The sequence below is a fragment of the Paenibacillus sp. F4 genome, assembly GCF_002894905.1.
Classification (GTDB): Bacteria; Bacillota; Bacilli; order Paenibacillales; family Paenibacillaceae; genus Paenibacillus; species Paenibacillus polymyxa_B.
This window is the reverse complement of record NZ_POVS01000008.1, coordinates 103,322-116,292: the sequence shown is the minus strand read 5'-3', so window position 1 is coordinate 116,292 and position 12,971 is coordinate 103,322. Positions and strand designations below refer to the sequence as shown.

At 42.1% G+C, this 12,971-nt stretch carries 20 protein-coding genes and 1 tRNA gene; 4 read left to right on the top strand and 17 right to left on the bottom strand.

Annotated features, from left to right (window positions below):
* Positions 1–10: 10 nt before the first annotated feature.
* Positions 11–133: a hypothetical protein gene (locus C1T21_RS27800; protein ID WP_258012380.1), complete on the bottom strand. Its 123-nt coding sequence runs from the start codon at positions 131–133 to the stop codon at positions 11–13.
* A gap of 112 nt (positions 134–245) precedes the next feature.
* Positions 246–319 (bottom strand) — tRNA-Pro (locus C1T21_RS06375).
* 165 nt (positions 320–484) lie between these two features.
* On the opposite strand from C1T21_RS06375, the gene C1T21_RS06370 reads away from it, so the two are divergent.
* Entirely contained in the window at positions 485–790 is a 306-nt protein-coding gene (locus tag C1T21_RS06370; protein WP_103047654.1) for a hypothetical protein, read from the top strand.
* A 41-nt stretch (positions 791–831) separates the two neighbouring features.
* Here C1T21_RS06370 and C1T21_RS06365 read toward each other — a convergent pair whose 3' ends face one another.
* The gene (locus C1T21_RS06365) at positions 832–1,236 is read right to left on the bottom strand and encodes a hypothetical protein (RefSeq protein ID WP_076158064.1); all 405 of its coding nucleotides are present in this window, start codon (positions 1,234–1,236) and stop codon (positions 832–834) included.
* Positions 1,237–1,578: 342 nt separating this feature from the next.
* Between C1T21_RS06365 and C1T21_RS06360 the strand changes: the two genes are divergently transcribed.
* On the top strand, positions 1,579–1,800 hold the full coding sequence (locus C1T21_RS06360; protein WP_010349271.1) for a helix-turn-helix domain-containing protein: 222 nt from the start codon (positions 1,579–1,581) through the stop codon (positions 1,798–1,800).
* A 101-nt stretch (positions 1,801–1,901) separates the two neighbouring features.
* Here C1T21_RS06360 and C1T21_RS06355 read toward each other — a convergent pair whose 3' ends face one another.
* From C1T21_RS06355 to C1T21_RS06340, 5 genes are all read right to left on the bottom strand, one after another.
* Complete coding sequence (locus C1T21_RS06355; RefSeq protein ID WP_103047653.1) at positions 1,902–2,459, bottom strand: hypothetical protein; 558 nt, start codon at positions 2,457–2,459, stop codon at positions 1,902–1,904.
* A gap of 29 nt (positions 2,460–2,488) precedes the next feature.
* Positions 2,489–2,857 (bottom strand): barstar family protein, encoded by a 369-nt coding sequence (locus C1T21_RS27795; RefSeq protein ID WP_258012378.1) that lies wholly within the window; start codon positions 2,855–2,857, stop codon positions 2,489–2,491.
* Positions 2,858–2,946: 89 nt separating this feature from the next.
* Positions 2,947–3,288, bottom strand: a complete 342-nt coding sequence (locus C1T21_RS27790; RefSeq protein WP_258012377.1) for a hypothetical protein — start codon at positions 3,286–3,288, stop codon at positions 2,947–2,949.
* A gap of 74 nt (positions 3,289–3,362) precedes the next feature.
* Entirely contained in the window at positions 3,363–4,010 is a 648-nt protein-coding gene (locus C1T21_RS06345) for a YfjL-like protein (RefSeq protein WP_103047652.1), read from the bottom strand.
* Between the two features lie 27 nt (positions 4,011–4,037).
* Positions 4,038–4,526, bottom strand: a complete 489-nt coding sequence (locus tag C1T21_RS06340; protein ID WP_103047651.1) for a HEAT repeat domain-containing protein — start codon at positions 4,524–4,526, stop codon at positions 4,038–4,040.
* A 208-nt stretch (positions 4,527–4,734) separates the two neighbouring features.
* Between C1T21_RS06340 and C1T21_RS06335 the strand changes: the two genes are divergently transcribed.
* Both C1T21_RS06335 and C1T21_RS06330 read left to right on the top strand, forming a co-directional pair.
* Positions 4,735–5,493, top strand: coding sequence for a DUF2087 domain-containing protein (locus C1T21_RS06335; protein ID WP_103047650.1), 759 nt, complete (start codon positions 4,735–4,737; stop codon positions 5,491–5,493).
* Positions 5,494–5,527: 34 nt separating this feature from the next.
* On the top strand, positions 5,528–5,869 hold the full coding sequence (locus tag C1T21_RS06330) for a GIY-YIG nuclease family protein (protein ID WP_069291460.1): 342 nt from the start codon (positions 5,528–5,530) through the stop codon (positions 5,867–5,869).
* A gap of 2 nt (positions 5,870–5,871) precedes the next feature.
* Here C1T21_RS06330 and C1T21_RS06325 read toward each other — a convergent pair whose 3' ends face one another.
* The 9 genes from C1T21_RS06325 to C1T21_RS06285 form a co-directional block, all read right to left on the bottom strand.
* Positions 5,872–6,432 carry a GNAT family N-acetyltransferase gene (locus C1T21_RS06325; RefSeq protein ID WP_103047649.1) on the bottom strand — a complete coding sequence of 187 codons (561 nt, stop codon included), beginning with the start codon at positions 6,430–6,432 and terminating at the stop codon, positions 5,872–5,874.
* A 29-nt stretch (positions 6,433–6,461) separates the two neighbouring features.
* Complete coding sequence (locus C1T21_RS06320) at positions 6,462–7,019, bottom strand: hypothetical protein (RefSeq protein WP_103047648.1); 558 nt, start codon at positions 7,017–7,019, stop codon at positions 6,462–6,464.
* A gap of 309 nt (positions 7,020–7,328) precedes the next feature.
* On the bottom strand, positions 7,329–8,273 hold the full coding sequence (locus C1T21_RS06315; RefSeq protein WP_103047647.1) for a class I SAM-dependent methyltransferase: 945 nt from the start codon (positions 8,271–8,273) through the stop codon (positions 7,329–7,331).
* 115 nt (positions 8,274–8,388) lie between these two features.
* A complete protein-coding gene (locus C1T21_RS06310; protein WP_103047646.1) occupies positions 8,389–9,600 on the bottom strand; it encodes a rhamnogalacturonan acetylesterase in 1,212 nt (403 codons plus the stop codon).
* Between the two features lie 60 nt (positions 9,601–9,660).
* Positions 9,661–10,143, bottom strand: a complete 483-nt coding sequence (locus tag C1T21_RS06305) for a ribosomal maturation YjgA family protein (RefSeq protein ID WP_103047645.1) — start codon at positions 10,141–10,143, stop codon at positions 9,661–9,663.
* A gap of 221 nt (positions 10,144–10,364) precedes the next feature.
* The gene (locus C1T21_RS06300; protein WP_053324941.1) at positions 10,365–10,952 is read right to left on the bottom strand and encodes a GNAT family N-acetyltransferase; all 588 of its coding nucleotides are present in this window, start codon (positions 10,950–10,952) and stop codon (positions 10,365–10,367) included.
* A complete protein-coding gene (locus C1T21_RS06295; protein WP_103047644.1) occupies positions 10,949–11,662 on the bottom strand; it encodes an HAD family hydrolase in 714 nt (237 codons plus the stop codon). The genes C1T21_RS06300 and C1T21_RS06295 overlap by 4 nt, the downstream gene beginning before the upstream one ends.
* Positions 11,663–11,912: 250 nt before the next feature.
* The gene (locus C1T21_RS06290; RefSeq protein ID WP_103047643.1) at positions 11,913–12,470 is read right to left on the bottom strand and encodes an SMI1/KNR4 family protein; all 558 of its coding nucleotides are present in this window, start codon (positions 12,468–12,470) and stop codon (positions 11,913–11,915) included.
* Between the two features lie 25 nt (positions 12,471–12,495).
* Positions 12,496–12,891: a hypothetical protein gene (locus tag C1T21_RS06285; RefSeq protein ID WP_103047642.1), complete on the bottom strand. Its 396-nt coding sequence runs from the start codon at positions 12,889–12,891 to the stop codon at positions 12,496–12,498.
* Positions 12,892–12,971 lie beyond the last annotated feature (80 nt).

Here is a 12,971-nt window from a genome sequence, read left to right as displayed (position 1 = left end):
ATTAAAAAAGTCATATAGCAGACCATTCCGCCAGCGATTGTTGAGTTGCCACTTCTGCCTCCGAATCCAGTGCAGAAGTGGCTTCATCATATCTCCCCTCAAATGCTCGACAAGTCCATACATTCGTTGGCATATGACTAGCTCGTCAAAGTCCAGTTGAGACAAAGACCGATAGGGTATGTAATATTCAAAAAAAAACGCCCGGCAGACGCATTAGCTGCATCAGCAGGACATTTTGATTGAAATCGGAGTAGCGGGATTCGAACCCACGACCTCACCCACCCCAAGGGTGCGCGCTACCTAGCTGCGCTATACCCCGATAACCAAGTGTATGTAGATCGATGCTGTTATTCACCATTATATTCTGGTCATAAAATCCTGTAAAGGGATTATTTTCTCATCCTTCCGTTGCATTTTTAAGTTGTTTTCATTATGGTAGATACAAAAGTTAAGAGGTCAAAAACAGAGATGATAGGAGCTAACCATGCAAAGCAAAAAAGTGATTATACCCGTTGCATTACTTCTTTTAATACAGTTAAGCGTTCCTATGTGCTATACCTTTGCACAGGATAACCTTGTCATAGATCATGAAACGAAAGAGAGAATCAAAGAACAATATGGCTTGGATGAACCGGAATTTCCTCCATCAAAGCAGCAGCAAAACATATTATTGGGAGGTGATTTTGGATTTACTCCCTCTGGTGATGCTGTTGTGGCGGAATTGACCATATTGATTCGGTATCCGCTCATTTTTATCAGTCAACAACTGGTACATTCACTGAAATCATAATTTTTTTCTACAAGTTCCATGATATAGAGCATAAGAATCATTTATTTCGTAGCAAGTTGTCTGCCACTTGGGGTCACTTCATCCTTCTTATTGAAAAGGTTTAATTCAATGGGTCCCCTCCCATGTAGCCACAGCAGTTCATCGAATAAAAATGTCAGTCCATCCTTAGCGCGTAAGCGTTCGATGATCTCCGTGACAACTTGCATAACTTCCCCTTGTACACCCTCTGCCAGTTGCAAGCCTCCGCTCTCTCCATCTAGATAAAGATGCGTATGATATGATTGCTCCACCTTCTTCACATGGCGCAGACACAGTATGCCATTTTCGAGGTAAAAGAAATATTGATGGTCATACAGAATCCCCTCGCATATCTCATACATATGAGGTAAATCATATGGCCCCTGAACCATGGATACCCGTTCCAATCCCATTACCCATTCTGTCATACATCCTCGCTCCATTCCTTTGTTCATTTATCACAGCTTAGTTCGATGAAATATTAACCTGTATTACAATTTATCCATTTTAAAACCGCTTAAAATAATTATATAACGTTGTTATATGAATTTCATAAGGAAACTTCTATACGATTTTTAAGCCTCCTCACGCATTAATTGTTTTAGGATTATCAAAATAGTGACTGTTGCTAAATTTAAAGCATTTTGATACTATGAAGGCATCAATTTAGTTTACTTATAATCTTGTTAACTAGATTACTTAATTACAAATATACACTTATGTTTCATACATGTCAACTAGTTTACTTGATTACTTTTGGAGGAATTGTTGTGATTAGATTTTCTCTTGATAAAATTATGAAAGACCGTGGGCTCGAACAGAAAGATATTGTTTCTATTACGGGAATTAATAGGAATACGGTTAAAGCTTTGGCCTCCAACGCAAATGCCCGAATTGACTTTCCAACCTTGAACACACTTTGTAGAACCCTTGGCGTACTCCCTGGTGAACTGATCGAATACTTGCCAGAAGACGACGAAGAGAGCCGTTAACATGCTTAACGGCTCTCTGTTCTTTATATAATATTCAAATTTTTCACCGATCTTCCCACTAAATTAGGTTAGAAGATCATAATCCCTTCCTATCGGCGATTTCAAATAAACTCTTTCCATGTATGATAAATGTCAAATAAAGCATTAGGGTTACGTTGTCCCTTTAATACTGCAAACATTTTATTCGATGCAATCCTCATCACATCCATATCTGTTTCTTTAGTCAAGCCAGTGATAACAGGACGATTTACGCTAATATATGACTTTGGTTTAAAAATAACTCCCCAGTCCAACCCACTGTGATTACTTTTTACAACCTCTCCTAGATAAATGGCAATATCCAGTGTAAAAGCTTGAGACTTTGTGTCGAGTTTTTTTTCATATATATAGTTCTTCAACCATTCTTCGGTTTCTGAATGCTCCTCATCTAATTCTGAAGCACTTTTACTTTGAATCTGTACATTCCCTAGATACCATTCCCAAATATCTATGAGCGAACGATCACTGTAATCCAGATGTATCTGTGAAAATGCGCCAAGTTGCTCTAAACGCGAAGGTATTTGCTGTTTAAACCAATTAAAATGTTTTTTAGCTTCGTTTTTACTCATTTCAGAGTATTCTTTCATGTCAAAAGGTGGTTGCATTAATTTATAATCCATTTCAAAAATTCCTTTCTTGCTTTGCTATCTTAATTCGAAGAAAAATTCACGGTAACACCACCTGATACTAAGATCGTTAGAAGATCCGTAAAATATTGCTGTGGTGAAAATCTATAACATCTCTCTTCTTGATCCCATTCTTCCTCGAATCTTTCCAAGAAATAATGTGCGTTTTCCCAATGGATCGTGAACGGTCCTACTGTCCCAAAACCTCCACAGAGACAGTCCGATATACTGTCCAAGCTAAATCCATAGTACCCTCCGGGCCCATTAATCGCTTCACCAAGTGCTATAAAAAATGTTGTAAAATCAGATATGTATACGCCGTCTAAGGTGTAGACTTCTCCTCGTTTATCCAGTCTGGCAAAATGATTAGATGCAGAATGTATTCTAGTCACGTTTAGCCACCCAGACCGTTCTTCTTTAGAAAAGCCTTGCCATATATTATTTTCAAGCGACTGAGCACCCTTTAAAAACTCCCATAATCTTAATTCCACAGGGGAGGGCTTCGTTTCAAGTATCCTGTTAACTCCAGATTGAAGTTTCCTTTATTGTGGTTTAGTTTATGGATTATGTAGGATTCAGGTAGGTGATAATGATAGCTTCCAATCACTGTTTCTTCATCATTTAAAATAGCAATGTACAAGTTGTATACAGATTGTTTTGTCTTTGTTATGTTTTCTATGAATTCTTCGTTAAATACAAATTGCTCAAAAATGACCTTTTCATATGTTTCGACAATGATATCACCCGTTAAACCAACCACATCTCTACAATAGCCAACTGTGAGCCCACTTTCATCATCAATGACAGCAAATCTATATTTCATATCATATCTCCTCACAATAATTTTAAGGAATGTAGCATTTTAAGACACCACTTTTAGCTTCTTGGGTAGAATAATCAATTATTTTGAAACCGATAAGGATTGAGATCCTCTGGCTTTTTAATTTTTTTCAGATCTTCAGTAGGTAAATAGAAGTAAACGTCCTTATCTTTGGGCTCAAAAGTTAACGAAGCATCATACTTCTTTTCAACAATCCACTGCTTTATTTCCAACATCTCTTGAAGATAACGAGTGGCTGAAAAGTTACCTTTAATATAAATTGAAGCTTCTGAGGAGAGTTTTTGACTAACCTTAGAATAGCTTGGAACCTCGTCATGGTAGGTTAAAGCATCCCGCCCCATATGAGAAACATTTATAATGACTTCTGCATCTGATCCTGTAACTTGCTTTACTTTTTGGGCCACTGCCGTCTTTAGCTCATCCCTCCACACAGAAGAGGCATAGTTATCCATCATTTTCCTATAATAGTCTTCTTCCACCAAAAAAGAAATCCCTGAGCCAGAGATCACATTAGCTATAAATTTATCATTCTTAAAATCATAATCTACTGATTCAATTTTCCAGTTCATAGTGTACGTTTTATGTAGGTAGTCAGTAACATTGCTCCGAAATTGGACTCTTTTTATCGGACTTCCTGTTGTAATGGATACAACTGTATATGCAATTACAATGATGATCACGAATAAAACAGTTTTTTTTACCACTCCAACCAAACCTCTCTAATAAAAGAATCATGTAAAAAGCTCTAGAGATTCCAGCAAAAAGTCACGCTTATATTTGTTTTTATAATCGGCTAGCTTTCTTCTTATCATTTGTCTACACATGTCCTTTTGCGCCTTAGTAATTTTATCTTGTACGGTACTTATCAGTTGATAAGATTGTCTACTCGCTTCAAAGGTATCATCCAGTAAATCTACCAGCGCCACAACATGAGTAGATACGTCAAAAAATTCCAAAGCATATAACAGTGTTCCTCTATTCCCCTTGGTCTTTGGATTTCTTAACAAGTCGATAAGAGGCAACACCGCTTCACGGTCTCCTAGATCAGCTAACGTAATGGCGATTACATTTCTTAGCAATACACTATCCGTCGTTGCTAAATATCTCAATAATATTGGAGTGAATGTATGGTCCAGCTTTTCACCTATCTCCTCTATAATCTTTACCGCTTTCTTTAAATCTCCACTTTCTATGACTTCTTCTAATCGCATTTTGTTCATAGTTTACCAACCCACCTTATTACAATATATAGCAACTATCCAGTCTTAATGCAATTCAATAATTTACATATGATAACAATCCGATGTCTCTTTTGTATATAGCGAACATTGTCGAGACCCTAAATAAATATCCACTCATTGATTTAAAATAAACAAAATGTTATATTGTCTATAAAATAATCATCATTTAATTGAGGTGTTTGCTAAAATGGATCATTCCGAACTGTTCTGGAATGCTGGAATCGAAGAACTGAAGCGAGGATATATTCGCCAAGAAGAACAGGTAATTTGCCTGCTGGACGGACAGCGATTTGAGCAAGGCATCATATATCAGGATCAAGGGGTATTTTATGACGCGGAGAGGTACATGCGACTTCATATTGAGCGGACGTACGGTTCGGTCTTTGACTATTTGATCGGTCTGGACAAAAAGCTGACTGGACTGACGGATCATCAGAATCGGTTGCTTCAGTTATTTTATCTAGGCATGGGCGATGCGGATATTCAAAAGGAAACCGGAATCGGTAGCGCATCCACCATACGTAATCATCGCTTTGGTCTCAAAGAAAAAGAACGGCAAGCCAAGGTTTTTCTCACATTAATGGAGCTGCTAAAGGAGAAAGATCGGCACGCTCCTGCCATTGTAGAAGTACCAGTACAAGCACGGATGGTGGACGAACGCTACAACATTACGGAAAACGAGCGGCAAAAGGTACTCACGAAGTATTTTCCGAATGGGACAGACGGACGCCTAAAGACCTTTAAAATGCAAGAAAAGCACAAGCTGATTGTGCTGCGTGAAATTGCGGCCCGTTTTGTAAAGGGACAGATATATCATGAGAAGGATATCAATGCGATTTTACAGGAAGTATATGACGATTATGTCACGGTGCGAAGATATATGATTGAATACAATCTATTGGATCGTAAGCCGGATGGCAGTGAATATTGGTTGAAGGAATCTTGAATCTCAACGTTTATACAATAGGAGGATTCGACAAATGAATCGAAGAAAAGAATTGGTGCAGCAGTACATGGAGATGAAGACAGAGGCAGGAATCTATTGCATTCGAAATACACGTAATGGGAAAATTTTCGTCTCTTCCACGCCGAATTTAAAGTCGCTGAATGGACGGCGTTTTGAGCTGAACATGGGTGGATTTAAGAATAAACAACTGCAACAGGAATGGAATGAGTATGGCGAAGATTCGTTTGAATTTGAAGTGCTGGACGTTTTGAAGAAAAAGGACTCAGCGTTCTTTGATGTCAAAGATGCACTGACAAAGCTGGAGCAGACCTGGCTTGATCGACTCCAGCCATACGGAGACAAGGGATATTTGTAAACTTACCGATCCACGGAAAACTCCTTCCGAAGGTAGCCAAAAATAACAGCGTCGACAAACTGACCTTTTTCATAAAAATAGTCTCTTAGGTGACCTTCTTTAGTAAAGCCACTTTTGAGCAGTAGCCGTCTGGAGCCTTCGTTATCTGGATCAATGAAGGCTTCTATACGGTGAACATGCGGCAAACGAAAGCCATAATCCACGACCACCTTCATCGCCTCCGTCATCAGACCTTGCCGCCAATATTCCGGTGCCAGCTCATACCCAATTTCAATACGGGAGTGCTCCTTGTGCCAGTTATGGAATCCAATTGTACCCACGATCCGCTCAGGAGCTTCTTTTAACGTAATCCCCCAACGAAAGCCCTCTTGCTTCTCATATCTGGTTAGCATCGAACGAATAAATTTTTCGGCTTGCTCTACCTCTGTAAAGCTTTCCAAGTCATAATATTGTGTGACCTCATCCTTGGAGAAATAGCCGAACACATCCTCCGCATCCCCTACTGTAAGCTGTCTTAAACGAAGCCTATCGGTTTCTAAAATCGGAAACGTTTCCATTGACATTATCCATCTCCTCCTTCACATCGAAGAACCTATCTTATCAGCCACCAGCCAATCCCAACCATCACTCCATTTATGAAGAATAATACAATACATGCTCTCCACTTGTGGATTTCACTTGTTTGAAAAAAACCTGTCACTTTACTACGACACATGAACAATGTAAACAACAAATTCCAAATAATACGCACCCCATATTTTACGTAGTATAGAGCAGGGTTTAGCTGTACACCGCCCAACGTTGGAGGGACATCCGGAATAAACAGAATTGCACACGTATAACGCATGGTCTCATATGTAAAGTAAAATACTGCCAGCCACCAAGCCCACTTCTTACCAAATAACATGCCGACACCGGCAGTTGTCCCTGCCAAACCGAGTAACGCGATAAATCCTTGAAACATGCCCCTACAAATGCCTACTAACGTAGAAGCCTCATTTAATGCATTAAGCGTCAATAGCTGGGTCACCAACAGAAGTGCTCCATTAAAGATCAATAAAATGGCTGAAATGCTTACACCTAAAGGTCGTTCGAAAACCACGTTCGTTACATAATCTTCTACTTCTTTTTTCGTATACAGATCTGACACTTCTTCTACTCTCCTAACCCAAATTATATACTTCCATTTTCGGGCGGGTATAATAACAGTATGTTCTCGCCTCATTCCCATATATCGGCTTTTAGGAAAATATGATTTAATCTTTCCTGAAAATTCCGCTATCCGTAAGCTAATCATTATTATTCAGTGCAGCCATGCTGCTAATGATTCTCCTCTAATGGTGTCAAATTAGCGTCATGAGAATCTTTATCATTAACAGAATCCCAAATAGAGTAATATCTATCCTTATACTACCATTCCAAGAATGAATCTGACAAATGAATGGACTACTACTCGCGCTTATAAATGTATACGCGTTATTTTCGTGGCCCTGTAACCTTCAGATGACTGGATATACTCTACTTGATAACCCATTCGGGCATCCAAAAGCTCTTCCATAAACGGAAGGCACGGACTGTAAATAAAACTCCCTCCTGGCCGAATGGCTCTAAGCAATTCCATATATTTGCGAGCGTACTCATGAATATTACCATCTGCCTTCAGATGATGATGTATAAAATGATTGGAGAATGCCATATGTGAAATGATCGTCCCCCATGCACTTTCTCCAAAGGTGGTCTCTAACCAATCTCCTTGAGTGACACAACCTTCTGTTTCAGCCAACCGATCTGTTCCGTAAGCCTCAATTCCACAGGCACGTAAATAAGTAACCAACCGTGCCTCAGTTCCGCAACCAACATCTAGAACAGGCTCTTGCAAACGAGCAATGTCCAATCCTAGTAGATTGGCTTGCAACTCCGGCGTATATTCCTCACAAGGTATCCAAAAGGTATACTCACACTCTGCATACTTAGCAAACATTTCACGTCCGTTGGTACGAGTTAAAAAATCTCTCAAATGCCTGTAATGCTGCTGGAGCAGCAAGTCCAGGGTTGCTCTATCTATAAATTTCTTCTGGAACAGTTTTTCAATCCGGGTGAAGAGTCGATCATACAGCTCCGTAAGCTCCCTCGCATGATCTGTGTGAAAATGTAGATACTGATTGGTATTTACAAACTGGGACAGTATTTTAGCCGCTACATCCTTCACAAAAGCGTTATACGTATGCTGGCGCTTCAAGCTTTGAAGCATGAGGATCAGTTCCGAGCTTCTCTGCGTCAGCCAGTACGTCATTTCCGTTGAAGGTCCTAACAGAACAGAACCCTCGCGCATATAAAATAAACTCCGATGCTGATTGTACAGGAGTTGACCGTTAATAAGATTATGAAGTTGAGCGACTGTCATTCTCGCTTCCTCCTTAAGATCCAGAACATTAGAGCCCTACCCAAGCCTAAGCAATGCTATCTTTGGGTAGGGCCCGCTTATTTTCTAAGTATACCATGACTATGGAAATAATGTTTTATTGCGAATCTTCCGCCTGTACATAAGAGGATAAAGGAATATTCAGCTCACGTATTCCCTGAGCTACCAGCCGAGCTATTTGCTCCGCACCATATTCCTGAAAATGTGTATCATCCTTCACTCCATCAGGAAATGCAGGATACACCCCTGGCTCCACATGTAAAAATAACGGAAGTGTTCCTTCGAGGCCAAGTGTATCATAGTACGCTACACTCAAGCGGCTAAGATCGACCAGTCCAACATTTGTCTCCGATGCTGTTTCCTTCATGGCCTGCACATATTCCGGGAAACTAATCCGAAACGAGGCACTTGCCGCATCATAATCTCGGCGGCCAACAGGAGTAATTAGCACAGGTGTTGCACCGCGTTGGACGGCTCCTTGGATGTAGGTTTTTAAGTAAACTTTGTAATCCGCGGGTGAAACATAACGCTCTTGGTTGTTGATCGCGGCATCATTATGTCCAAACTGAATGAGCAGATAATCTCCTGGACGGATATTGCGTAAAATATCATCTAACCGCCCTTGTACCAGAAAGGTTTTCGTGCTTCGTCCACCAATAGAACGGTTCACAAAAATAGGCTCATCTGTGAAGAACGGAGCAATCATTTGCCCCCAGCCCGCTTGAGGCTTCATCGTGGATTTATAGGTTTGAACCGTAGAATCTCCCGCAAGATATACCGAAGGGCGTTCTCCAGCCGTTCGAGCATCCTTTGGAGTAATAACCAAAGCGTTAATCTTCGCTTCATTACCTGAGAAATACAATTCGAGCTGACCGTCGATGAGTGCAAGTTCAAATCCAGCCTCGACAAATTGTCCTGCTGTTTTGGTAGTAGGTTCTACCTTGACAATGGACTCGGCTTTAACCGTAATGTCTGTGTTTCCGGCAGTATCTCCGGCAATAAGGGAAAGCGTGTAATCCGCAGGTGGTAAATTGACAACAAATGATGATCCTTGAACACGAACAAAATCTGAGCGTATAGCATCACTTCCACCACGATCCTCTTCATCCACCTTGGAAAGATCGGTAAATCCATAGCCTCGCTCAGGCGTGTAAACATCCTTGGCAGTGACTTGGGTGTAGCCGTCAGCTACGTTCCCTGGGCCAAAGTCGAATCGAAGAGGCGCCGCAAGCTGTCTTTCGGCCAGTGCCTGCCCTGGGATAAGTATGGTCGCACACAACAAGCTGAATCCTGCGCATAATCCAATCATCTTACCGAACAACCTGTGACGCTTTCCCTTTTGTTTCAAGCGCAACCCTCGCTTTTCAGGTTATTTGAGTGGTTTATCATTGTCTATACGTGTATTGATCCCCGCCAGCTTTTGACAGCCTTGGTCCAGCGCCCAGGATACCACAATGCCAACTGTGTACCTGATCAGGTCCGCGGTCAGGAACCCTTTTCCAAGTACCAAGCCACCTAGCGTCGTTGCCCGAATGTGGTTAATCCAGGGAGCCTGGTACATCTGGCTGAACTCAATGGCGAAGCAAAACAGCAAGCTGCCCCACAGGGCTACAGACAATTGACGATTCACCCACAACATTCTCAGCCCAAAATAAATCATGCACGCCCACAAGGCATCCCCAAAGTGATTAGCAACGAATTCAGGCAACCGGGAGGAGTAAACCCGGCTTCCCAAACCCAACAAAATCGTGACCAGCACAGCAATTAGGTACGCAGCGCGAGCCTTCCAGCGGAATTTCGCCTTTATTTCCCGATTGGCCTTCCTGATGACGCTCTTACGAACGCTCCTCATGCTAAATCACCTGTCCTAATGCTGGGACATCTCCGCCAAGCTGCTGGAAATTCGTAAAGCATCCTCTCTTGGATAGCGCTTGCAAGATTGCTGAACCTTTTGCTGATGTCATATTGTATGCACACCAGCTTGTCTGTATTTTTCATAATATAATTAATCATAATAAGCCTCCGTAATATCGTACAAACGTATAGCAACTTCCAAAATGTTCGTGTGAGGTGCTAAAATTCAATACCACGCACCTTGGCAAAAACCATTTGGTGTACCATGCTTCCCTCTTCATCATACTCGACGTTTCTTAAAATCCCCTCCAGTGTAAAACCTGCACGTTCCGCTACCTTGGCGCTGCGCGTGTTTCTGGAATCACAACGAATCTCCACCCGATTGGCATGCAAATGCTGTATGGCAAAATCCGTAATACCGTGCACCGCCTCTGTTATAATGCCTTTTCCGGTCCATGATGTTCTGAGCCAATACCCAATTTCAAATCTTCGTGCATCCCAATCAATACGATGCAGACCGCTGCTGGCTACAAATTCTCCCGAAACCGTATCAAATATATACAACATCATATCAGACCGATCCAAAAATTTAAGTCTGGCTTGGCGCGAACGGATTTCAGATTCCTCTGCCGTAGGAAGATTTCTTGCAAACGGAAGCCAAGGCCGAAGTTCATTTGCACTCTCTCGCATCGCCTCGTTGACTGCCGCCCCATCCCCCCACTGCGGAGCGCGTATGGTCAATCGTTCCGTCTGGAATTGGTCAGGGAACGATAAGAGAATGGGATTCGGTTGCTGCTCCATACTCATGATGCACCCTCCTCCTTATTCGTTGAATAACTGCGACGATCCAGCCAACCTGTGATTTCACGCAAACTCCCAATCTGATAGTCCGGTACAATGCCCGTTTCCTGCCACGTCATAAAGCCTTCCAGCCAGATGGTATGCAATCCCGCACTTTGTGCACCACGAATATCATTTGTCGGGTGATCGCCTACATAACAGGCATGGCCGGGATCGACAATGTCCAACTCATTCAAAGCCAACTCGAAAATTCGAGGATTAGGCTTCTGGATGTTGACGCCACCCGATACGATAATAGAATCCACATAATCCCTCAGCATAACTCGGTCGATTTTCGCTTGCTGCGTGCGGAGTGAGCCGTTGGTAATAATACCAAGCTTCAAGCCACGCGACCGCAGTTCGGATAATACTTCCTTGGCCCCGTCCATCAACACCGTAAACTTATGAAATTCACCATACCAAAAGCCCAGCATCTCTTGTACTGACGTATCAGGATTTTTCAGTTCCAAGTCTGCATGAAGCTCGGTATACAGTTCCCTCTTATCCCGGTACCCGTCCTGATCCGCCAAACGTATCTGTTCAACAACAGCCGCGTGGCTCGCCGGTTCTTCTGCCACAATAAATCGTTCTATAAAGCGCTCTGTATATGCCGCAAACGCCTGTTTTCGATGAATAAGAGTATTATCCAGATCAAAAATAATCGCTTCTATGGACATAAATAGCTCCCTTCCTTCATCCTCTTGCACCGATTAGGTTGAAACAAATTGAATAATTCCTATTAGAAATAAAAGAAAAAAAATAGACAAGAAAATGATGATCATGTACTTCAAGATTCTCTTGGAGGTCGACTTTTGTTCCAGTTTGGTCTCGATCTGGGTCAACCTTTCTTTGATTTCTTCCAAATCCTGCTCTACCTTCACATCATGCTCCCCTTCCTTCGTTTCGACTTATTCATCTTCCGGACACTCACTCACAAAAGTTGCTCCAAAAACGCACCTTTTTTACGGCATTAAAATCAATTTGTTCATAAGACTTCTCCCCAAATTCCAGCTTGAAATACTCCTGCAAACATTCCCCATACACGATAATATCCGTTTGATACACGGAAAATACCGGATTTCCTTCTTCAGATGGCTGCTCTGGGATATATCGATGTCCGTTGATCGGGATTAGCTTGGGCACACGTAAAAACTCACGTTTACATATAGCAACGGCTTCCGCCGAATCTGTCGGTTTTTCGCCCCATTCGGGAGGCCAGAATATATGCTGCTCTACATCAAAAATCATACCTTCCAGCGGCCAATTCAACCTTTGCCGAATTACACCCATCCGCTGTGGTGACGTATCTCTCCAAGGGATAAAGCCTTTACCGATGGGAAGAACACTCATCAGAAGCTCCCTCAAATCGGGCGGGAAGTGAATATCATACCTGCCTTCGACGTCGGTAACCTCTTGCATGGATAATCCTGGAGCTAAGGTCACATCGTGTTTACGTAATAAATCCATGATATAAGCGATATCCATCTCTTATCGACTCCTCAGCAGCTAGCTAGTTGACCGGATTGGTCAAGAGGCCTACCAGGCTTGTAACTTCAACTTCACCAACACGGCGCGGGCCTTCCATAAAATATCCCCTCGTTCCTACCTGTATCCGGTGTCGGTGTACCTTTTCCCTCATTTCTCCAAACAAAACCCACATTTTCGCCTGTCCTTCCTGGTGAACCGGACGCTCGGTATCCATGATCAATTGACCATCTTTATCTTCAAACTCAGGATGTATGGCGTAAATTCCCGTCGTCGTGATATCATCGCTCTCATAGGCAAAGTCGCAGCGGTACCCCTGAATAGGCAGCTGTTTCCTGCCTCCTTCTTCCGGCGTGTAAAATCGATATTTTATTGTAAAATCGTGCGTATGCTGTCTGCTGTTTTCATAGGGGTTCCACATTTCATATCATCCCCTTAGGTCTTTTCCAAAAATATGTACTTCTTTCTAGTGTAATTCAATAGGAAAAGAAATCCAAGACC

What these genes read in the sequence shown, in the direction of transcription:
- C1T21_RS06370 (WP_103047654.1), top strand. Translation starts at nt 485, where the DNA reads ATGCAAAGCAAAAAAGTGATTATACCCGTTGCATTACTTCTTTTAATA.
- C1T21_RS06300 (WP_053324941.1), bottom strand. Translation starts at nt 10,952, where the DNA reads ATGAGTATGGAGCAGCAACCGAATCCCATTCTCTTATCGTTCCCTGAC.
- C1T21_RS06315 (WP_103047647.1), bottom strand. Translation starts at nt 8,273, where the DNA reads ATGACAGTCGCTCAACTTCATAATCTTATTAACGGTCAACTCCTGTAC.
- C1T21_RS06335 (WP_103047650.1), top strand. Translation starts at nt 4,735, where the DNA reads ATGGATCATTCCGAACTGTTCTGGAATGCTGGAATCGAAGAACTGAAG.
- C1T21_RS06305 (WP_103047645.1), bottom strand. Translation starts at nt 10,143, where the DNA reads ATGAGGAGCGTTCGTAAGAGCGTCATCAGGAAGGCCAATCGGGAAATA.
- C1T21_RS06285 (WP_103047642.1), bottom strand. Translation starts at nt 12,891, where the DNA reads ATGTGGAACCCCTATGAAAACAGCAGACAGCATACGCACGATTTTACA.
- C1T21_RS06290 (WP_103047643.1), bottom strand. Translation starts at nt 12,470, where the DNA reads ATGGATATCGCTTATATCATGGATTTATTACGTAAACACGATGTGACC.
- C1T21_RS06355 (WP_103047653.1), bottom strand. Translation starts at nt 2,459, where the DNA reads ATGGATTATAAATTAATGCAACCACCTTTTGACATGAAAGAATACTCT.
- C1T21_RS27790 (WP_258012377.1), bottom strand. Translation starts at nt 3,288, where the DNA reads ATGAAATATAGATTTGCTGTCATTGATGATGAAAGTGGGCTCACAGTT.
- C1T21_RS06310 (WP_103047646.1), bottom strand. Translation starts at nt 9,600, where the DNA reads ATGATTGGATTATGCGCAGGATTCAGCTTGTTGTGTGCGACCATACTT.
- C1T21_RS06330 (WP_069291460.1), top strand. Translation starts at nt 5,528, where the DNA reads ATGAATCGAAGAAAAGAATTGGTGCAGCAGTACATGGAGATGAAGACA.
- C1T21_RS06295 (WP_103047644.1), bottom strand. Translation starts at nt 11,662, where the DNA reads ATGTCCATAGAAGCGATTATTTTTGATCTGGATAATACTCTTATTCAT.
- C1T21_RS06325 (WP_103047649.1), bottom strand. Translation starts at nt 6,432, where the DNA reads ATGTCAATGGAAACGTTTCCGATTTTAGAAACCGATAGGCTTCGTTTA.
- C1T21_RS27800 (WP_258012380.1), bottom strand. Translation starts at nt 133, where the DNA reads ATGCCAACGAATGTATGGACTTGTCGAGCATTTGAGGGGAGATATGAT.
- C1T21_RS06340 (WP_103047651.1), bottom strand. Translation starts at nt 4,526, where the DNA reads ATGAACAAAATGCGATTAGAAGAAGTCATAGAAAGTGGAGATTTAAAG.
- C1T21_RS06365 (WP_076158064.1), bottom strand. Translation starts at nt 1,236, where the DNA reads ATGACAGAATGGGTAATGGGATTGGAACGGGTATCCATGGTTCAGGGG.